Annotated in this window: 23 protein-coding genes; 9 read left to right on the forward strand and 14 right to left on the reverse strand. The window is 54.4% G+C overall.

What is annotated here, in order from left to right:
• Positions 1 to 20: 20 nt before the first annotated feature.
• The 10 genes from AC0VXT_RS16585 to rfaD form a co-directional block, all read right to left on the reverse strand.
• Entirely contained in the window at positions 21 to 752 is a 732-nt protein-coding gene (locus tag AC0VXT_RS16585) for a glutamine amidotransferase-related protein (RefSeq protein WP_475546305.1), read from the reverse strand.
• A 143-nt stretch (positions 753 to 895) separates the two neighbouring features.
• Positions 896 to 1,999 (reverse strand): redox-regulated ATPase YchF, encoded by a 1,104-nt coding sequence (gene ychF / locus AC0VXT_RS16590; protein ID WP_475546306.1) that lies wholly within the window; start codon positions 1,997 to 1,999, stop codon positions 896 to 898.
• A 66-nt stretch (positions 2,000 to 2,065) separates the two neighbouring features.
• Positions 2,066 to 2,839: an aminoacyl-tRNA hydrolase gene (gene pth / locus AC0VXT_RS16595; protein WP_430469423.1), complete on the reverse strand. Its 774-nt coding sequence runs from the start codon at positions 2,837 to 2,839 to the stop codon at positions 2,066 to 2,068.
• A 15-nt stretch (positions 2,840 to 2,854) separates the two neighbouring features.
• Positions 2,855 to 3,490: a 50S ribosomal protein L25/general stress protein Ctc gene (locus tag AC0VXT_RS16600; RefSeq protein WP_022731250.1), complete on the reverse strand. Its 636-nt coding sequence runs from the start codon at positions 3,488 to 3,490 to the stop codon at positions 2,855 to 2,857.
• A gap of 121 nt (positions 3,491 to 3,611) precedes the next feature.
• A complete protein-coding gene (locus tag AC0VXT_RS16605) occupies positions 3,612 to 4,544 on the reverse strand; it encodes a ribose-phosphate pyrophosphokinase (RefSeq protein WP_022731249.1) in 933 nt (310 codons plus the stop codon).
• A gap of 290 nt (positions 4,545 to 4,834) precedes the next feature.
• Complete coding sequence (locus AC0VXT_RS16610; RefSeq protein ID WP_475546307.1) at positions 4,835 to 5,851, reverse strand: hypothetical protein; 1,017 nt, start codon at positions 5,849 to 5,851, stop codon at positions 4,835 to 4,837.
• A gap of 98 nt (positions 5,852 to 5,949) precedes the next feature.
• Positions 5,950 to 6,771, reverse strand: a complete 822-nt coding sequence (gene pgeF, locus AC0VXT_RS16615) for a peptidoglycan editing factor PgeF (RefSeq protein ID WP_475546308.1) — start codon at positions 6,769 to 6,771, stop codon at positions 5,950 to 5,952.
• Positions 6,772 to 6,827: 56 nt separating this feature from the next.
• Complete coding sequence (locus AC0VXT_RS16620) at positions 6,828 to 7,955, reverse strand: class I SAM-dependent methyltransferase (protein WP_475546309.1); 1,128 nt, start codon at positions 7,953 to 7,955, stop codon at positions 6,828 to 6,830.
• A complete protein-coding gene (gene lgt / locus AC0VXT_RS16625) occupies positions 7,952 to 8,806 on the reverse strand; it encodes a prolipoprotein diacylglyceryl transferase (protein WP_475546310.1) in 855 nt (284 codons plus the stop codon). Before lgt ends, AC0VXT_RS16620 begins: the two co-directional genes overlap by 4 nt.
• A gap of 106 nt (positions 8,807 to 8,912) precedes the next feature.
• Positions 8,913 to 9,899, reverse strand: coding sequence for an ADP-glyceromanno-heptose 6-epimerase (gene rfaD / locus AC0VXT_RS16630; RefSeq protein WP_475546311.1), 987 nt, complete (start codon positions 9,897 to 9,899; stop codon positions 8,913 to 8,915).
• Between the two features lie 202 nt (positions 9,900 to 10,101).
• Here rfaD and AC0VXT_RS16635 point away from each other — a divergent pair, with 202 nt between their 5' ends.
• The 6 genes from AC0VXT_RS16635 (at position 10,102) to AC0VXT_RS16660 (ending at position 14,215) form a co-directional block, all read left to right on the forward strand.
• Entirely contained in the window at positions 10,102 to 10,416 is a 315-nt protein-coding gene (locus tag AC0VXT_RS16635) for an accessory factor UbiK family protein (protein ID WP_475546312.1), read from the forward strand.
• Between the two features lie 201 nt (positions 10,417 to 10,617).
• On the forward strand, positions 10,618 to 11,124 hold the full coding sequence (locus AC0VXT_RS16640) for a type III secretion system chaperone family protein (protein ID WP_101299427.1): 507 nt from the start codon (positions 10,618 to 10,620) through the stop codon (positions 11,122 to 11,124).
• Between the two features lie 360 nt (positions 11,125 to 11,484).
• On the forward strand, positions 11,485 to 12,300 hold the full coding sequence (gene proC / locus AC0VXT_RS16645) for a pyrroline-5-carboxylate reductase (RefSeq protein ID WP_475546313.1): 816 nt from the start codon (positions 11,485 to 11,487) through the stop codon (positions 12,298 to 12,300).
• 32 nt (positions 12,301 to 12,332) lie between these two features.
• Complete coding sequence (locus AC0VXT_RS16650; protein WP_475546314.1) at positions 12,333 to 13,049, forward strand: TetR family transcriptional regulator; 717 nt, start codon at positions 12,333 to 12,335, stop codon at positions 13,047 to 13,049.
• A 200-nt stretch (positions 13,050 to 13,249) separates the two neighbouring features.
• On the forward strand, positions 13,250 to 13,702 hold the full coding sequence (locus tag AC0VXT_RS16655) for a phasin family protein (RefSeq protein WP_022731238.1): 453 nt from the start codon (positions 13,250 to 13,252) through the stop codon (positions 13,700 to 13,702).
• 168 nt (positions 13,703 to 13,870) lie between these two features.
• Positions 13,871 to 14,215, forward strand: a complete 345-nt coding sequence (locus tag AC0VXT_RS16660; RefSeq protein WP_475546315.1) for a tRNA-binding protein — start codon at positions 13,871 to 13,873, stop codon at positions 14,213 to 14,215.
• 79 nt (positions 14,216 to 14,294) lie between these two features.
• Here AC0VXT_RS16660 and AC0VXT_RS16665 read toward each other — a convergent pair whose 3' ends face one another.
• Positions 14,295 to 15,071: a ferredoxin--NADP reductase gene (locus AC0VXT_RS16665; protein ID WP_475546316.1), complete on the reverse strand. Its 777-nt coding sequence runs from the start codon at positions 15,069 to 15,071 to the stop codon at positions 14,295 to 14,297.
• 307 nt (positions 15,072 to 15,378) lie between these two features.
• Here AC0VXT_RS16665 and AC0VXT_RS16670 point away from each other — a divergent pair, with 307 nt between their 5' ends.
• Positions 15,379 to 16,059, forward strand: coding sequence for a GntR family transcriptional regulator (locus AC0VXT_RS16670; protein WP_475546317.1), 681 nt, complete (start codon positions 15,379 to 15,381; stop codon positions 16,057 to 16,059).
• Here AC0VXT_RS16670 and AC0VXT_RS16675 read toward each other — a convergent pair.
• Positions 16,056 to 16,661: a TetR/AcrR family transcriptional regulator gene (locus AC0VXT_RS16675; protein ID WP_475546318.1), complete on the reverse strand. Its 606-nt coding sequence runs from the start codon at positions 16,659 to 16,661 to the stop codon at positions 16,056 to 16,058. The two genes, AC0VXT_RS16670 and AC0VXT_RS16675, sit on opposite strands and share 4 nt — an antisense overlap.
• A 121-nt stretch (positions 16,662 to 16,782) precedes the next feature.
• On the opposite strand from AC0VXT_RS16675, the gene AC0VXT_RS16680 reads away from it, so the two are divergent.
• A complete protein-coding gene (locus AC0VXT_RS16680; RefSeq protein WP_475546319.1) occupies positions 16,783 to 17,184 on the forward strand; it encodes a RidA family protein in 402 nt (133 codons plus the stop codon).
• A 213-nt stretch (positions 17,185 to 17,397) separates the two neighbouring features.
• Positions 17,398 to 18,093 carry a nitroreductase family protein gene (locus AC0VXT_RS16685; protein ID WP_022731231.1) on the forward strand — a complete coding sequence of 232 codons (696 nt, stop codon included), beginning with the start codon at positions 17,398 to 17,400 and terminating at the stop codon, positions 18,091 to 18,093.
• 96 nt (positions 18,094 to 18,189) lie between these two features.
• Here the strand turns inward: AC0VXT_RS16685 and AC0VXT_RS16690 are convergent, their stop codons facing one another.
• Together AC0VXT_RS16690 and AC0VXT_RS16695 are read right to left on the reverse strand one after the other, a co-directional pair.
• On the reverse strand, positions 18,190 to 19,524 hold the full coding sequence (locus AC0VXT_RS16690; RefSeq protein WP_475546320.1) for an ATP-binding protein: 1,335 nt from the start codon (positions 19,522 to 19,524) through the stop codon (positions 18,190 to 18,192).
• A gap of 52 nt (positions 19,525 to 19,576) precedes the next feature.
• On the reverse strand, positions 19,577 to 20,302 hold the full coding sequence (locus AC0VXT_RS16695) for a response regulator (RefSeq protein ID WP_475546321.1): 726 nt from the start codon (positions 20,300 to 20,302) through the stop codon (positions 19,577 to 19,579).
• Between the last annotated feature and the right edge of the window lie 127 nt (positions 20,303 to 20,429).

Consider the following 20,429-nt stretch of genomic DNA (forward strand, 5'->3'; position numbering starts at 1 on the left):
GCCGAGGGTCTGGACCTAAATTAACGACCGATATCCGAGCAGACACGCCCCCCGACCAGCACCTTGGCAGCAAACCGTTCGAACCATGCGCCAAAATCTGCGTCATATTTGGCCCGGCCTGCACGCTGTTCATCGGGACCTTGCCCGTTGGGACGGTTTGTCTTGTCCGCACCATGTGACAGCCAACGCTCATGACTTTCATCATCGACTTCCGGGTGGAACTGAATGCCCCAGATGCGCCCATCAATGTGATAGGCCTGATGGGGGAATGTTGGCCCGGTTGCCATCAGCTCCGCCCCCTCGGGCAAGCCGAAGCCTTCACTGTGCCAGTGATAGACCATCATATTATCGGGAAATAAATCGCGCCCGGCCTCTGTCGCCTGAACCGGGTAATAGCCGATTTCCGTCAGGCCGTCGGGATGGGGGGCAACCGATGCGCCAAGATGACGCGCCATCATCTGTGCGCCAAGACAAATGCCAAGATACATTACATCACTGGCAACCACCTTGGGCAACCAGTCCATGATCGCACTGACATTGCCCAGATCATCCTCGTTGGCACTCATCGGGCCACCAAAAACAACAACCAGGTGGTAGCCGTCAAGATCATGGGGCAAGACATCGCCTTCGCCCGGACGACGAATATCGAACGTATAGCCATAGCGACGCATGACATCCCCAACCCGGCCCGGTTGACCGGTGGCGGAGTTGAAAACCAGAAGAATGCGTTTTGCCGGGCTTAGTTCGTTCATCGTGACCTCATTACTGCGTTCGCGAAGGGTGACCTTTTCCGGCCATTTTGACAACCCCTTCGCACCCGAACCAGCCCTGCCAGATACGAAAAAGCCGCCGCAAATCTGCGACGGCTTTGAATTCGTTACGTTTAATATGCGTCTTAAACGTTGAATTTGAAATGGAAGATATCGCCGTCCTTAACGATGTAGGTCTTGCCTTCCTGACGCAGCTTACCGTTATCACGCGCGCCGGTCTCACCGTTGAATGCGATAAAATCGTCATAGGCAATCGTTTCAGCCTTGATGAAGCCGCGTTCAAAATCGGTATGAATGACGCCCGCCGCATTCGGCGCAGTCGCCCCTTTATAGACCGTCCAGGCACGTGCTTCTTTCGGGCCGACGGTAAAGAAGGTCAAAAGATCAAGCAGCTTGTACCCTTCGCGGATACACCGCGTCAGACCGGTTTCCGAAAGGCCAAGACCTTCAAGGAATTCCTTTTTGTCTTCGGCACTGTCAAGCAACGCTACCTCAGACTCGATTGCCGCTGAAATCACCACCGAACGTGCCCCCTGTGCGGCGGCCATTTCGGCAACCTTGGCCGAAAGCGCGTTGCCCTCGGCCGCACTGTCTTCGTCAACATTGCACGCATAAAGGATCGGCTTGCTGGTCAGAAGCTGCAGCATACGGAACGCTTTTTCTTCGTCCTCACCATCAATTTTGACGGTGCGGGCTGGTTGGCCTTCGCGCAACGCGACCAAAGAACGCTCAATCAACTCCATCGTCAGAACGGCTTCTTTTTCGTTCTGACGGGCTTTTTTCTGCAGACCCGGAATACGTTTTTCCAGGCTTTCCATATCGGCCAGCATCAATTCGGTTTCGATAGTTTCCGCATCGCGCACCGGGTCAACCGACCCGTCAACATGGGTAATGTCGCCATCTTCGAAACAGCGCAGCACATGGACAATCGCATCGGTTTCGCGAATGTTGGCCAGAAACTGGTTGCCCAGCCCCTCGCCCTTGGACGCACCGCGCACCAAACCGGCAATATCGACAAATTCAAGCTGGGTCGGAATGATGGTGGCCGATTTACCAATCTCCGCAATTTTATCAAGACGATCATCCGGGACGCTGACACGCCCGGTATTGGGCTCAATCGTACAGAACGGGAAGTTCGCCGCCTCGGCCGCAGCCGTCTGGGTCAGGGCGTTAAAAAGGGTCGATTTACCAACATTTGGCATACCGACGATACCGCATTTGAATCCCATCTTTCCGGGCTCCGTAACTTGATTTGTTTCTATCAGGATCGGCTCGAATATGATCAAGCCGAAAGACTATTTCTTTTTGCCAAACGCCTTGGCAAGGGCTTGCGCCATCGCATTTGCGGCATTGCTGACCGGGGTATCGGCCTTTTCAATGCGCACCTGCGCTGCACCCGACAAATTGTTCATATCTTCGCCAGCCGGTTCTTGGTCGCTGGCCTCACCTTTGGCTTTGCTGGCCGCTGGTTTGTCTTTCTTCGGCGCCTTTGGCTTTGGCGGTGACACAATGTTTGACACCTTGCTCATAAAGCCGCCGTCATCGCCCTTGGTCAGTCGGGCAAACTCGGCTGCCACCGCGTCAAGCAACGTCATCAGCCAGCCATCCTGTTCGGATTTGGAAAAATCCCCCAGAACATGGCCATGGACACGTGACTTTTCACCGGGATGTCCAATGCCCAACCGCACACGACGGTATTCTTTGCCACAATGGGCGTCGATGGATCGCAATCCGTTATGTCCGCCGTGGCCCCCGCCGCGTTTCACACGCAGCTTGCCCGGCGGCAGGTCCAGCTCATCATGCAGGACAATAACGTCTTCGACCGGAATCTTGTAAAAGCGCAGCACTTCGCCAACGCTTTGCCCCGAAAGGTTCATGAAGGTTTCCGGTTTCAGAACCAGAACTTTCTGCCCGTTCAATTCACCTTCGGACAATTGCCCCTGAAACTTTTTGCGCCAGGGACCAAAAGAATGGCGGCGGACGAGTTCGTCCGCCGCCATGAAGCCGATATTGTGGCGATTGGCGGCATATCCCGATCCCGGGTTTCCCAATCCAACCACCAAAAACATCTTAAGACCTCAATCTTATTCTTCGGTCGATTCCGCTGCGTCTTCTTCGCCATCTTCTGCGTCATCGGCATTATCTTCCGATTTCAGAGCGGACGGAGCAGCAACGGTTGCAACGGTAAAGTCACGGTCGGTAATCGTAAGCTCAACACCTTTTGGCAATTTGATTGCCGAGATGTGTATCGAGTCACCAACTTCAACACCCGTAAGGTCGAAGACCAGTTCTTCCGGGATAGCAGCAGGCGCACAGCTAACTTCGACGTCGTGACGAACGATATTGAGAACGCCACCGCGTTTCAGACCCGGTGATTTCTCTTCGTTGATGAAGCGAACCGGAACTTCCACGTTCATGGTCTGGCCTTTTGCAAAGCGCAGGAAGTCAACATGGATCGGTGCGTCAGTCACTTTGTCGAACTGAACGTCGCGTGGCAGGACTTCGTATTTCTCTTTGCCGACGTTAACCGTCAGAATGTGAGAAAAGAAGCCAGGCTGATGCAGAAGTTTAACGAGCGGACGCGGGTCAATCTGGAACATAACAGGTTCTTGTTTTGCACCATAAATAACACCAGGGACCATACCGGCACGACGCACGGCACGGGCGGCCCCCTTTCCGGCCCGTTCACGGATTTCCGCAGTGATAACAGAGTTTGCCATCAGAAAATCTCCTTGAACTATAAAATTTGTTTACGCAGGTTGGTGTAAATCACCGCTGAAAGCCCACGAAAACAAGCGCGCTGGCCTCCAGGGGTGCCAGCGCGACGAGGGCCTTATACCCTCAATCGAAAAGAACGGAAACAGATTTTTCTTCCGAGATGCGACGAATGGCCTCGGCCATCAGCGGCGCAATCGGAAGCTGTCTGATTTTTGCGCAAGTCCGCACCGCATCCGATGCCTTGATCGAATCGGTGGTAACCACTTCAGACATCGGCGAATTGGCAATACGCTCAACCGCCGGGCCCGACAAAACACCATGCGAAACATAGGCCGCAACCGATGCCGCACCGCGTTCTTTCAATGCACCTGCCGCATTGCAAAGTGTACCGGCACTGTCCACGATATCGTCAACCAGAATGCAGGCTGCATCCTTAACATCACCGATCACATGCATGACTTCCGACACACCGGCCTGCGGGCGGCGTTTATCAATGATCGCCAGTTCGGCATCAAGACGCTTTGCCACCGAACGTGCACGGGCAACACCGCCAACATCCGGGCTAACGATGACCAGTTTCTGGCCTTCGAACTTGTTGCGGATGTCGCTGGTCAGAACCGGAGACGCAAACAGGTTGTCAAGCGGGATATCAAAGAAGCCCTGAATCTGACCGGCATGAAGGTCCATGGTCAGAACGCGGTCTGCACCGGCAACCGTAATCAGGTTGGCAACCAGTTTGGCCGAAATCGGGGTGCGGGGACCCGATTTACGATCTTGCCTGGCATAGCCGAAATACGGCATGACGGCCGTGATGCGACGTGCAGACCCACGACGCAGTGCGTCGATCACCACCAGAAGTTCCATCAGATTGTCGTTTGCGGGATAAGAGGTGCTCTGAATGACAAAAACGTCCTCACCGCGGACGTTTTCCTGAATTTCACACCAGATTTCTTCGTCGGAAAATCGCTTAACATCTGCGCGGGTAAGCGGCAGGTTCAGATGGTCAGCAATTGCCTCAGCCAAGGGATGGTTACTGTTACCAGCGAGGATCTTCATAGCGGGGCCTCGGATAATGGGTGCCGGGAAAGCGAAAAAACGAATTTGCAACTCCGCCCTGCACGAAGTGCCGGGATGGTTCCCTGCATGCCCTTGCCGCTCAAAGCCCCGGTTTTCAAGGTTTCCCCATCCGGCACAACGACACATTCACAACACTCAAAGACCACTGTTTGGCTACTCCGCATCTTGGCAGATCGCGGCGGCTTTATACCCATCCGTTAACAGTCTGTAAATGGGCCCAATGGCGAATAACGACAAGGCAGTCATGCATCCCCCCGCCACACCACCCCCTAACGCGCCGATGCAGTCTTTTTAGGCGCACGCAACTGCCATTGCTTACGGCTGGCGATCTGGCCCAAAACACCTTCAAGGGATTCAACCGCCGCCTGTGCCGCAATCGATGCGATTGTGCCCCAACGCTCATCAAGGCTACCGTGCGGAACCACATTGTTTTGCTTCATCTGGCCCAGTTCCGTGCCATCGACATCCATGATCACCCATTCGATCAACACCCGGTCCACTGGTGTGCGCGATTTGCTTTTATCAATCGGGGTGACTTGGGTGGTCGCCGACAGAATTACGCTATGATCCCCAATGTCGGTATTATCGATCTCGATCCCTTTGGATTGCAAAAGGGCTCCGGCCGACCTTGCCAAGGCGGTATTGCCATCCCCCGGTGCGCCTGCGAAATCAATCAGGGCGACTTTCATGACCGGGGCTGCGCGCAATGCGGTCCGGTCCCCGGTGATCATAAAGGCAATCTTGTCGGCCGATTGGGTCACCAGCGCATCATAGGTTTCCGCTTGCGGGTCCTGCGTAATCCCGCCGAGATCGCGCACCTTGTCCACCAGTTCCTGCGGCACAGCAAGATCACTTTCCTCGGGCTCGGTCGGAACATCTGCAAACCATTGATCCGGGCTCAGTTGCCCCTTGGCCGATGTCGTATCAATCGCCAGACCATCCGGGCGCATCAGAACCCACGTAATATCAACTGATGCACCGGCATCAATCAGATTGGCCTGAACATTGGGGCGCAGAATGTAATCGCCGCCCTTGTCACTGTCGCTATAGGCCGGGATATCACGTGATCGCAATGCGCGCGCCATCGCCCGTGCCAAATGCTGCGATGCGCCTTCCGGCAAATCTTCGCCGCCTTCGACCCGCACGGTGTCGGTATCACGCAATTCCAGAAGCGACGGATCACCTTCACGCCCCGCGCCCTGAAACGGGCGCGGCAAATCACCGCAGGCACCAAGCGGGATGATCGTGACAACAAAAAGAAGGAAAGTACGGAGGAACGATTTCATCAAAGCCACTTTGAAAATCACATCAAAACGCACCCAACCATGGATACGATGATCATAAAGAAAAACAGCATAATCAAATGTGGCATGGCGTATCCCCCTTACGCTTCTGACAACATGATCGCGGAAAGCTGCCGGCCATAATCGGGCTCCTTGCGAAGCGTCGTCCGGCGGTAACTGTAAAACAGGTCTTCTTGCGCCAACGTGTCGCGCGCCACAAGTTCGACCTTGGCAATGCCAGTCGCAATCGTGCGGCGATGCACATATTCCGGCAAATCAAACATATAGTGTCCGACACGCGACGACGCATCAAAAAGGTCTTCGTTGCCCTCGGGGCCAGTAAGGATCGTATCGCGGAATGCGGCGTCCACCTCATAAGATGCGCGCGCGATACACGGGCCAACAGCGGCAATAATGTTTTCGCGGCTCGCACCCAGCTTTTCCATCGCCATCACTGTTGCTTCGGAAACCCCGCCATAAGACCCGCGCCATCCCGAATGGCACGCGCCAATTACACCGGCCTTGGGATCGTGAAACAAAACCGGCGTGCAATCCGCGGTCAGAATGCCCAGCATTATACCCGGCCGGTCTGTCACCATCGCATCGGCCTTCGGCGCCTCATCGCGTGACAGCGCCCGATCCAGCACGGCAACATCCGTACCATGCACCTGATACACCGTTGTCAGGTCATCGGGCGCCACCGCAAATGACTTGGCGGCACGTGCGCGGTTTTCGGCGACCCGGTCCTTATCGTCATCGGAGCCAAACCCGACATTAAGCCCACCGTGAATGCCGTCGCTAACCCCGCCCTTGCGACTGAAAAATCCGTGCCGCAGCGATGATGGGGTGCCAAGGTTTTCGGCCTCAAACCACTCAAGCCCGTTTGCAGCGCGGGCGATACCATGCGTTATCGGATGGGTCATTGGTGTGGTGTGCTCCGTGCTTACGTCATCAGTCGGCGTTTACGGGTTTATCGGGTTTACCCTTCTGCCCCGCTGATACAGGGTGGCGGTGTCGTCGTCGCACCATAGCCGATCAGTACTTTAAAAAGCGTTCCCATCTGATCGGGCGCAATCAACCGCGCAAGTGCCTGATCAATCGCCTTTGCCTGTTCTTCGCTGGCATCGGTTTTTAAAAGTTCGGCACGCTGTTCAATGCCCAACATCGCCAAAAACGTCCCCTGGGTTAATACCGCCCCGGTCCGCGCGCCCGCCTCAATCATCGCGCGCGAAATGGCGGCGAAATCAACATGGGCTGTCAAATCAACATCGCCCGGCTGGTTCAAAACCGGATGATATTCATGGGCCTTTACCGCCTGCAGTGTATCGCCAAACGCACTATGGGGATGGCCGTAATCGATAAACAATGCCGCCCCGCCGTTGTCATTTAAACGGCGTGCAATCTGATCGGCAATGGCAATCGCCGGGCCGCAGGACTCAAAAATGTCACCCTTTTTCGCCGTCCCGCGCAAGGTCGCAGGCACCAGCGCATCGGCCACCGGCGTTTCGCGCCCGCGCACAAACCCAAGTTCACCACCCGCTGCATCAACCCCGACAAGCCGCTCGGCCCATCCGGTTTCCCCACGCTCAAACTGACGGATCGGCAGCGCGTCAAAGAACTCATTACCGATCACAATCGTCGGCACACCGGCCCGACCGGGGATATCGTCAAACGCTTCGTGCCATGTTGCGGGAATGCCATATGGCATGATTGATGTTTGCTGATGGGTGCGCAAAACCGGGCTGGTTTCAACAAACCGCACCGTGATCGCATCACTAAAGCCCGGTACATTGCGAACAGCGCGCAGGGCATCGGACATCAAGGTTCCGCGCCCCGGCCCCAGTTCGACCAGATCGATTTTCGATGGCCCACCCATCTGTTGCCAGCTCACCGCCGCCCAAAGACCAATCAACTCGCCAAACATCTGGCTGATTTCAGGCGCGGTAATAAAATCCCCCGCCCGGCCAAACGGGTCCTGTTTGCGGTAATAGCCAAATTCAGGATGGGCGAGGGCCTCATTCATAAAATCGGCAATCGTGATCGGCCCGGACAACGAAATCCGGCGTTTGATATGTTCAAGTAGCGGGTTCGCAGACAGTTCGGTCACGCGGTCTTTCCATCTTTGCTTTTGGGGTCATCCTTGGGATGGACACGGGTTTCAATCGGCTCACGCTTCAAGGCATATGCAATGACAGCCGCCCCGGCCAGAACCATCGGAATCGACAGCAACTGCCCCATCGTCGTCCCACCCATCAGATAGCCAAGCTGCGCATCGGGCTGACGGAAAAACTCGATAATGATCCGCGAAATGCCATACCCGGCAACGAACGTCCCGCCGAGAATCCCCGGACGGTGGCGCACGAACGCACTACGTGACAACACAAACAGAACGATAAACAGGATCAGCCCTTCAAGGGCTGCTTCATACAGCTGGCTTGGATGGCGCGGCATTGGTCCGCCATTGGGAAACACCATGCCCCACGGCGCATCGGTCGCACGGCCAAACAGCTCGCCATTGATGAAATTGGCAATCCGGCCAAAAAACAAACCAATCGGTGTCGCCACCGCCGCAGCATCCAGAACCGCAAGGATCGAAATTCCGCGTTTGCGCGCAAACAGAATGATCGCAACAATCACGCCCATGAACCCGCCATGGAACGCCATGCCGCCTTGCCAGACCTTCAGGATATTGGCCGGGTTATCGATGTAGTAATCGAAATTGTAAAACAGCACATAACCAATCCGCCCACCAAGGATCACCCCAAGCGTGGCCCAAAACAGCAAATCATCAACATCGTTTTTGCTCATGATCTTTGGGGTTTTGGTGCAGTAATACACTACGTATTGCCACCCGATCAGAAGGCCTGCGATATAGGCCAGCGCATACCAGCGAATGGCAATCGGGCCGATGGAAATAGCAATCGGGTCTATTGCCGGAAAGGCAAGGCTGAGCATCAAAAAAACTCCGGTCCGAAACGGGGATTAAACAAAATGGCGTATCAGGATGTCACAAAGGATATGGGCAGCATCATGGCAGTCACCTTTCGGGCGCCCCCCCATTTGATCAGCGGAAAGGATCGTCTGTTGCCAGATAATCCTGCACATAGCACTGCACACCTTCTTCAAGCGACGTCATCTCCGCGTCATAGCCTGCTTGACGCAGCTTGGCCATGTTGGCCTCGGTGAAATACTGGTACTTGTCGCGGATCGATTCTGGTGTTGGCACATATTTAATGTCGGGCGCCTTGCCCATCGCATCAAACACCGAAAGTGCCAGGTCCTTGAAACTGCGTGCCTTGCCGGTTCCAACGTTAAACAAGTCGCTGACATCGGGGTGGTCATAAAGCCACATGATGATATTGACCACATCACCGACCCAGACAAAATCACGCAACTGCCCGCCATCTTCATAATCGGGATGGTGCGATTTAAACAGGGTCGCGGTTTCCCCGGCTGACAGTTTGTCAAACATCTGCGAAACCACCGAACGCATCCCGCCCTTATGATATTCATTGGGGCCATAGACGTTGAAAAACTTCAGCCCGGCCCACTGTTTGGGGCGGAAGCCGTTCTGATCCAGAATGCGACGGAACCGGCGATCGGTCGCGTGTTTCGACCAGCCATAGGCATTAAGTGGCGCCAGTTTCGCCATGTCGCCTTCGTTAAAGCTGTCGTCAAAGCCCTGCTTGCCATCGCCATATGTTGCCGCCGATGATGCATAGATCAGGCGCGCGGAATGGCGCGAACACCATTCCCAAAGCCATGTGGTCAGTTTCAGGTTGTTGGCAACGATCTTGTCCGCGTCGGTTTCGGTTGTCGCGGAAATCGCGCCCATGTGGAAAATCGCATCGACATCGCCCGAATGCTGTTCAAGAAATGCTGGCAGTTCATCGGGATGAATGATGTCACGCAAATTACGCTTGGCGATGTTTTTCCATTTGATGCCATCGCGCAGACGATCCACGACAACAATGTCGGTTTCGCCGCGGTCTTCAAGGGCGGCAACAATATTGGAACCGATAAATCCGGCACCACCGGTAACGATAAGCATGACGTTCTCCTGACGGGTATCGGGGCGTGCGCCCGTCCCATGAATTCTAATCTGACCACTTTATAGGACCGCCCCTGATCTGGAGCAAGAAAAGCCATCGAAAACGAGGATATTGTCACGCCGAAAGGACGATCAACTTGCCCCGCATCGCATAACCAACCATATTACGATCAACAATTTGATCGCAAAGCCGGAGACGAACATGCAAATCAATAACCGCATTCTCGATGACCTGACCCGTGTCACCAATTCTGCACTGGGCACCATGACCGGCGTCAAAGGCGAAGTCAACGCAATGATCCGTCAGCAGTTTGAGAAAATCCTGGTGAACATGGATCTGGTCACCCGCGAAGAATTCGACGTCGTGCATGATGTTGCCATTCGCGCAGCCGAACGCATTGACGCGCTCGAAGCCAAAATTACCGATCTTGAAAAACGTCTTGCCGTTGCCGATGCGCCCAAAAAACCGGCAGCAAAACGCACCAGCGCAAAAACAACTGCGAAAAAAGACGTATAACCGGGCTGCACTCCCCACATTAAGGTCAGATAACCGTCGTTCTTTGATCGGATAAGCCCCGTCTTACCCGACCAATTACGAACGCAGGACGACAATGACATGAAACTCATTGCAGTCCTGCGATTAAGGGCGGTTGAAACACGGCACGCCGCGGCATATAGTGCGCGCCCTTTCGCATATGCTTAAACAGGCTGGGTTTATATGAACGACCAACCCGACGATATTGGCGATATGGACGACGAAAATCCGTTGCTCCTTGTCGAAGATATCGCCCGCACCAACCAATGGCACCTGGAACGACGCAGCACCGATGAAGTGGTGGTCGAGATTCCGGGCCATTGGTGCACGTATCTGGTCTATTTCACCTGGCGTGACGATGCAGAAGCATTACACATCGCATGTTGCTTTGACCTGTTCGTGCCCGAACCCTTGCGCCCACGCATGTATGAACTGGTGACCAAATGTAACGAGCAACTCTGGATCGGGCATTTCGGTCTGTGGCTCGAAGAAAACATGCCGCTGTTTCGTCACACACTGTTGTTTGGCGGCGACGTGCCCCCAATGGTCGAACAGTTCGAAGAAATGATCGACATTGCGGTGTCGGAATGTGAACGGTTTTTCCCGGCGTTTAATTTCGTACTGGGTCAGGGAAAATCACCCGACGAAGCTTTGATGCATTCCATGCTCGAACCGCTCGGACAGGCGTAACCACCCAAACCCATCCCCCACCGATCACGCTATCAGGACGGCAACAGTGCCGTCCTTTTGCATATAACGGCCTATTGCACCGCTTTTTTTTCGGTTTCACCATATGGTCAGTGAAACAAAACAAACATCACCTTCGCGCTCAAAGCCAAACACCGAACAAAATAAAATCCGGCAAAACCCACCAACCACAGCCAAACACCCCGCTGTGATGTGCATAACTATTTTTGGTGCCCTCAGCTTTGCCACCTCTTGCCCTATGGCCTGACTTGACCCACCTTGAGAAGATCGCTACGGCATTGGATCACGACTGTTGAGTGCACCCCGCACAACAGTATCGGATGGATAAAGCGGAGCAATTTTATGAATACGCGTCTTTTGCTGGTCGGTTGCGGAAAGATGGGCAGTGCCATGCTCGAAGGCTGGCTTGCCCAAGGGCTTGTTGCCAGCAATGTCTATATTGTTGAGCAGGCCGAAGCGGCCGAGAAACTCCAAACCAGCTACGGCATCAATGGCATCACCGATGTCAAAGACGTGCCAAAGGACTTTAGCCCGCAAGTCGTGCTGTTCGCCGTCAAGCCACAGGTCCTGCCCGATGTGATTGATGCCTATAAACCGCTTGCACGCGCCGAAACCGTGTTTCTGTCGGTCGCAGCGGGCAAAACCATTGAATTCTTTGCCAGCCATCTTGGCGAAAACGCCCGCATTGTGCGCGCCATGCCCAACACACCAGCTGCGGTCTCGCGCGGTATGACCGTGATGTGCCCGACTGAAAATGTCAGCATCGCCCAGTGCAACATGTGCGAAACCCTGCTTAAAACCGTCGGCCTTGTGTCCTGGGTCGAAGATGAAAGCCTGATGGACGCGGTCACGGCCCTTTCAGGAAGCGGCCCGGCCTATATCTTCCATCTGGTCGAAGCCATGGCACAGGCGGGTGAAACCGCGGGCCTTCCCGCAGAACAGGCAATGCTGCTTGCCCGTCAGACCGTGGTTGGTGCGGGCTTCCTGCTTGATAGCAGCGAAGAAACCGCCGAAACCTTGCGCGCAAATGTCACAAGCCCCGGCGGCACTACGGCCGCCGCCCTTAATGTTCTGATGGATCAGAAATCCGGACTGCCTGAACTGATGACCCGCGCGGTTGAAGCCGCCCGTAAGCGGTCGGTCGAACTGGCGGGCTAAAACACCCCGCCCCCACCAATAAGGAGACAGTCATGCCTGCGAAAAAGGATATCCCAAATTCCCTGATCACGGCCACCATGAAACTGGCCGCCGATAAAAGCTGGCATGACGTCACCCTGATTGATATCGCCCAAGCGGCTGGCGTGACGGTTGCCGAATGTTACGATCATTGTCGTGGCAAGGGCGATATCCTGCGCAAGTTCATCCATAAAATCGACCGCGACGTTCTCGCCGATCTTGATGCCGAAGATTTCAACGAACCCGGCCATGACCGGCTTATTGCGATTGTGATGGCGCGCTTTGATGCGCTGGCGGCCTATCGCCCTGCCCTGCGTTCGATCGTTTCTGCGCGTGGTGATCTTGGTCCGGCAGATTCTTTGCGTGCCATTAAAACTCATTTCGGATCGATGCGCTGGATGCTGGACGCGGCAGGCTTTCGCACCGGCGGCCTTCACGGCAGCCTGCGCATTGCCGCGATGACCGGGATCTATGCCCGCTGCTTTAAGCTGTGGCTTGATGACACCAGCACCGACTTTGGCCCGACCATGGCCCTGCTTGATCGTGAACTGTCAAAGGCAGCAACATGGGACGCCCGGGTTGAAAAGGGCCTTGGCAAGGCACACACCCTGTGCGGCAAAATTTCAAAAAAATATCACCGCTTTGCAGCAAAAAAACATGGCTCATCCCAACAGGAAACCACGGCGCAAACGCCCGCACAGACCAGTGGATCTTCTGCAACAGCACCCTAAGTATCTGATCTGAAAATCAAAAGAGACATAGACACTCAGGGTTATGTTACCAACATAAAACACTAACCTTACGGTTTTTGTGCAGTGCAAAATAATCCTTGACGAAAGCGATCTGTTCCTTCATATTGCAGTTGAATTTGTGCGGCGCACAATAGCGCCTCATTCCATAAATGTTCAAATTTTTAGATGGAGTGCAAACCATGACCGCCGCAAAAAAGGCAACGAACCCGTTCTTTGATCTCGACTTCACCAAGTACACCGCGGACTTTAAAATTCCGGGTGTTGACGTGAACGAAATGATGGCTTTCCAGCGTAAAAACATGGAAGCCCTGACCAAAGCCAACAAGGTAGCCTTCGATGGTTTCCAGGCTGTTGCTCAGCGCCAGGGTGAAATCTTCAAGTCGCTGCTGGACAAAGTCCAGACGCAGGGCAAAGATTTCGCTGCTACATCCGCTGACGACCCGATGGCGTCTGCTGCAAAGCAGACCGAAGTCGCGAAAGCCGCATACGAAGAAGCACTTTCGAATGCCAAGGAACTGTCAGGTCTGGTAACCAAGTCCCAGGAAGAGGCACTTTCTCTTCTGCAGACTCGCTTTACCGATTCTCTCGACGAATTCAAAACCGTAATCGAAAAGAGTGCGGTCGCGAAGTAACAGCTTAACGCTTTACACTTCCCGTAATCTACTTGATGGCAGGACCTTCTGGTCCTGCCATTTTTCTTATGTTTTGCTCAAACTCCTGACTTTGCGCATCCTGTCGTTTTAGACTTATCAGTCCAACTCGATCTGATTAAGCTTTGGCCAAATGTAAGGAGCATTCCCATGAGCGAAATCAGTTTTGATGATTTTCTAAAAGTCGATATCCGCGTTGGCACCGTTATTGACGCGCAAGACTTCCCCGAAGCCCGCCGCCCGGCCTTAAAACTGTGGGTGGATTTCGGCCCGGACATCGGCACCAAAAAAACATCGGCCCAGATCACCAAATACTACACCCCCGAAAAACTGATCGGCCGTCAGGTTGCGGGTGTTGTCAACTTCCCCAAAAAACAGGTCGGACCATTCATGTCCGAATTTCTCTGTCTGGGCTTCCCCGATGAGCAAGATGACAAGGGCATTGTCCTGATCAACCCCGATCAGGAAGTCCCCAATGGAGCGCGGTTGTTCTAACCTGCTCGTACAATGACGCTCCAAATAAAAAGGGCGCAAGCTGAATGCTTGCGCCCTTTAAAATTCTCAAGGGTGTCGATTACTTCTCGACGAACGCTTTTTCGATCACGAAATGGCCCGGCTCGTTCATGTTGCCTTCTTTGCCGCCCCACTCGACCAGCATCGCACGTGTATCGGCAATCATTTCAGGATTGCCGCACAGCATGAAGCGGTCATTTTCAAGCGATGGCTTGGGCAGACCAAGGTCGCTATACAGCTTGCCCGATGTCATCAGCTCGGTGATGCGGCCCTGATTTTTGAACTCTTCGCGGGTGACGGTCGGATAGTACAGAAGCTTGCTCTGAACGTCTTCGCCGAAGAATTCATTGTTGGGCAGTTCGCTGTGAATGAATTCCTGATAAGCCAGTTCACGTACTTCGCGGCAGCCATGCACCAGAATGACCTTGTCATAACGTTCATAGGTTTCGTAATCGCGGATGACGCTCATGAACGGTGCCAGACCGGTACCGGTCGACAACAGCCACAGGTTTTTGCCCGGCAGCAAGTTGTCATGGATCAGGGTGCCGGTCGGCTTGCGCCCCACCAGAATCTTGTCACCCAGCTTGACGTGCTGCAAACGCGACGTCAGCGGGCCATCGGGCACCTTGATCGAAAAGAATTCAAGTTCCTCGTCATAGTTCGCACTGACCATCGAATAGGCGCGCAAAAGCGGCTTACCTTCAACTTCGAGGCCAATCATCGCGAACTGACCATTGATGAACCGAAAGCCCGGATCACGTGTGGTTTTGAACGTGAAGAGAGTGTCCGTCCAGTGATGGACATAGGTGACGGTTTCTTCGTTAAAATTGCTGGCCATAACGCTGCATCAATCCGTTTCGTCTAAAGATGTTTTCAGGGGCGCGGCGGGAATAAGGATGTATATCCCGGCAAAACGTCCATGCCAAGTTGGCGCGATTTAACATCACTTCATCGTATATCGCAAGAAAACAATCTCATTTTTTGTAATTTTTGTGTGAATTACACAAATTTATACAAAATATATGTAGAATATTGTCTGACAATCATGCACGATAGAGTGACCTGCCCCGATTGGCAACACGGCATTGCTGTGTGATACCCGATCAGAACCGGGCGAACAATGATCCACCGCAAACGGGTGATATATGATGCAAACTGCCGCAGAAAAACCCGACAACCTGACGGTTCAGCACATCACGGATGCCATCACCAATGCCATCCGCGAAGGCCGTCTGGCCCCCGGACAGCGGCTGACCGAAATCGACTTTGCCAAGAAACTGTCGGTGAGCCGCCCGTCTGTGCGCGAAGCCTTTCGTCAGTTGACCTCCGACGGCCTGCTGCTTTCCCAGCCATATCGCGGTGTCAGTGTGCGGCACATGACCCGGCGCGAAGTCGATGACCTGTTTACCGTTCGAAGTGCGCTGGAAGGGCTGGCGGTACGGTTGGCGACACCCACGCTGCACGCAGACATCAGCCCACTTGAAACCATCCAGAACCAGCTTGATCGCGCCGAGGCCGCCCGCGACCTCACCGCCATGTCGCGCCATAACCTTGCCTTTCACATGCTGTTTGCCGATGTCAGCGGCAATGCCCTGCTATGTGAACAGCTGCGCCGGATCGCCAATAATGTCTACTGGCTGCAATTTCGTGTGCTTGTCGCCGACGAGAAGGTCCTGGCGACCAATGGCGCACACCGCGAAATCGTTGCCGCGATCAAACAAGGGGATGCCAAACGGGCCGAGTTTATCATGGTCGATCACGTCGATCAGTCGCGCCAATTGGTGCAGGCCCTGCCCGACGATCATTTCAATGATCACGCCACCTAAACACGGCTTTCTGGCGTGATCAGAACACCAGACGCAAGACATTCGAACGCCGCTACGACCTTGGGCAGGGTCGCTTCTGGAGTCTCACTTGCGGCCACCCAAAGTGCCGCATTAAGTGCAACACCGTTCAGAAGACGCGCGATGGCTTCAATATCAACAGGTTTGATCGCCTTCTCGGCCGCAAGGTCCTGCAAGGTCGCGATTGTTGCCTGAAGACATCGGTTCTGACTTGGCCATTGTGATGGATCGCCAAGCACCGCCGGTCCATCAAGCAACACGATCCGCTGCACTTCGGGCTGAAGCGCCATCTCGATATAGGCCGCCCCTTCGGCCAGAAGACCTTTCCAGCCACCTCCAGCTTTCTGACCCGCTTCATGTGCACGTGTGGCCATAACGGTGTCGATCTCATCCACAACCGCCGCCATCAATCCCTTCTTGTCACCAAAGTTGTGATAGAGCGCACCGCGCGTCAAACCGACATCTGCTGTCAGATCGTCCATTGATGCACCGGAATAGCCTTTTTCCGCAAATGCCTTACGGCCTGCGGCAATCAGTTTTGCACGCGTTTCCGCCATCTTAGCTGCGCGGGTTGTTGTCGCCATGTCCCACCTCTTTCATATACGCACCGTATGCCATTGACATACGCTTCGTATGTCGTTAGTTAATATACGCATCGTATGTGAATACCCAAAACAATTCCACTCTTACCTTAATGAGGACAACATGCCCCTTACCAACAAACCCGTTTTCCCCGCAAACCGCCATGCTCTTTATGAACAGCATGGCTATTCAGCGGCCATACAGTCTGGTGACCTGCTCTTCGTTTCTGGCCAGGTTGGCAGCCGCGAAGACGGTTCTCCCGAACCCGATTTCCGCAAGCAAGTCACCCTTGCATTTGACAATCTCAAGGCCGTGCTCAAAGCCGCAGACTGCACCATCGATGACATCGTTGACGTCACAACGTTCCACACAGACCCAGAGCATCAGTTCGAAACAATCATGGACGTGAAAAGCACCGTCTTTGATCAGGCGCCCTATCCGAACTGGACGGCGATTGGTGTCAACTGGCTGGCCGGGTTCGATTTCGAAATCAAAGTGATCGCCCGTATTCCTGCCAAGGTTTGATTTCTCCCGATAAACGCCCTGCTGCATTTTTTGCTGCGGCAGGGCGTTTTGGGACCTCAAAATATGCTTGCCCGATATCTGACCAGCATCCGAGCGATCACGCCGACCCGCTGGTTTTGCTCCCAAATTTCTGTTTTTGACACTTGCTCTAGGGCACATCTCCCCGTAGTATTGTCTGACAATTTAATAAAACAACAATTTCAGGGAAGTGCCATGACTGCCACCAAGGGCCTGACAACTGACTTCGTTCCGATCCCCCTGCCAGATTATCAGGAATATGATGTGGCGCAGATGCGCGCGCGGGCTCAGGGCTTTTATGACGACATTAAAACCCGCCACACTGTGCGCGATTTTTCTGACCGGCCCGTGCCGCGCGATATTATTGAAACCTGCATCCGTGCGGCCGGAACCGCGCCAAATGGCGCCAATCATCAGCCATGGCATTTTTCGGTCATTGGCGACCCGGCGATGAAAAAGCAGATCCGCGATGCGGCAGAGGAAGAAGAACGCGCCTTTTACGCGGGACGCGGCGGCGAAGAATGGCTCGACGCCCTTGGTCCGCTGGGCACGGATGACAGCAAACCGTTTCTTGAAATCGCACCCTGGCTGATCTGCATCTTTGGCGAACGCAAAAGCACCTCGGCCGACGGCAAGCTGCGCAAGAACTATTACGTCCCGGAATCGGTCTCCATTGCAACGGGCTTTCTGATTGCCGCCCTGCACCGTGCGGGCCTTGCAACCCTGACGCACACGCCAAGCCCGATGAGCTTTCTGACCGATATCTGTCAAAGGCCTGCCCACAACAAACCCTACATTCTTCTGGTCACGGGCTATCCCGCATCAGACGCCACCATTCCGACCCACGCGACCGAGAAAAAACCGCTGTCTGAAATCGCGACATTCTTCTAAGCGACCATTTTTATCGCTCAATACGACAAAAGCCCCGTAAACATGTTACGGGGCTTTTGGTATTCGCTAAATGCGGGACTGGAAAATATCGCGGCCTTAATGCCCGATCGGTAAGATCAGGCGCACACGCAAGCCACCGCCCGGTGCATCCGCCAGCACGACTTCACCGCCATGCCCACGCGCTAAATCGCGTGCGATGGTCATGCCAAGCCCGACGCCACCGGTGGCCTGATTGCGCGATTCCTCAAGCCGGAAAAATGGCTTGAAGACTTCTTCGCGCTTATCGGCCGGAATGCCCGGACCATCATCATCAAAGACAATTTCATAATCGGCCCCACGCCGACCGGCGCGCACCGACAGGTTGTTGGCATACCGCCCGGCATTGGACATGATGTTTGCAATGCAGCGGCGCATCGATTGCGGGCGAAGTTCCATATCCAAATTGTCTTCGATATGCAGATCAATCTGCTGACCATCGCGCAAGGCTTCGCCAACCTGATCGGTCAGAAGCTTGCCAATGTCCGTCGGCTCGGCCTTTTCGCCTTCTTCGCCGCGCGCAAACGCCAGATAGGCATCGACCATGCGCTCCATATCAACCACATCCTGCTTGAGCGCATCGACACCCGGCGATGATTGCTGCATCGCCAGTTCAAGTTTCATGCGGGTCAAAGGGGTGCGAAGGTCATGCGACACCCCGGCCAAAAGGGCCGTGCGTTGCGACAAATGCCGCCCGATACGGTCGCGCATCGACATGAACGATGTTGCCGCCATGCGAACCTCAGACGCCCCTTCGGGTTTGAAGTCCTCGACATCAACACCCCGGCCAAACTGATCAGCAGCCTTTGCCAAACGGCGGATCGGGCGTACTTGATTGCGCATGAAGATCACCGCAACCCCATACAGGATCAACGCCGATCCGGCGATCCACATGAAGAAGATATAGGTGGTTGAATTATAAAGTCGTTTGCGCGGGGCGACGATCGACAGCACGCCCTCTTTCAGTTGAACCCGAATTTCAAGCCGGCGGTCATCCAGATCGAGATTGAAATAAAACGGACGCGCTAACCGCTCATCAAGGGCATTAAACAATTCCTCGGACACCAGACCAAACGGTGGCTCGGTGGTTTCCTCCTGCAAAATCTCGTCTGGTTCAAACACCAGATCAAGTTGCATGCGCCCGCGGGCTGAATGCTGAATCCATTGGTAATGTTCTTCGTCAGGGAACTGCCCCAGATAGTCAATGACATAGGCCACATCACCGGCAAGTCCACGGCTGAGCTGACGTGCAACTGTATCCCAGTGACGTTCAAAAAAGATCAGCACAGTGACAATCTGCAACAGCAACATCGGCGTCATCAGAATCAAAAGCGACCGGCCCAAAAGGCCTGTCGGCATCAATCGCTTGATCCATCCGTTCCGTTCACTACCCACGGCGCACTTCCCTGTTCATTTCGCCACACCTGATCATAATCATCGCTTCAGTTCAATCTGCATACAGCACATAGCCCCGACCACGTACTGTCTGCAAGTATCTTGGCTGTTTGGGGTCTTCTTCAAATTTTCGACGCAGGCGGGTTACCTGCACATCAATGCTGCGTGACGCCCCGGCATCGACGGGATTGCCGCCCATCAGGCCATGAAGCTCCTCGCGCGATGTGATTTGACCGCGCCGCGCCACCAATGCCGCCAGCAATGCCTGTTCGGACGTGGTCAGATAGATGTGCTCCGTGCCCGATTGCAATGTCATGCGTGCAGGATCAAACGAAAACGGGCCAAACCGCACGACGTTATCGTTGCCATCCCTTTGATCGACATCCGGATCGGGCATTTGGGAAAACCGACGCAGGATGGCTTCGATCCGCAACACAAGTTCGCGGGGCTCAAACGGCTTGGCAAGGTAATCATCGGCCCCGGCTTCAAGTCCGGTAATGCGGTCTTGCGTTTCCGAAAGTGCCGTTAACAGCAAGATCGGAACCTTTGAACCAGACTCACGTAAGCTTCGCGCCAGATCGACACCCTTCTCACCGGGCATCAAGACGTCCAGTACGATCAAGTCAAACTGAAGTCCGGCAAGGCTGGATCGGGCTTCTTGCGCATTCCGCGCCGCTGAGACGATAAAGCCGTTCTCCCCCAGATACCGGGTGAGAAGCCCTCGCAAGCGATCATCATCATCGACCACAAGAACATGTGGCTGATCTGCTTTGCTCATCAAACTCCCCCAAACACCGAAATCATCCCTGACTTATGCCGATTAACTTGGGCCAAAAAGTGTTTCAAAAGCGTCAAGCTCGCCATCTCAACTTCATGACAATTCATGACAAAAGGGGCAAAATGCC

The sequence above is a fragment of the Thalassospira sp. Z349TD_5 genome, from assembly GCF_056173045.1.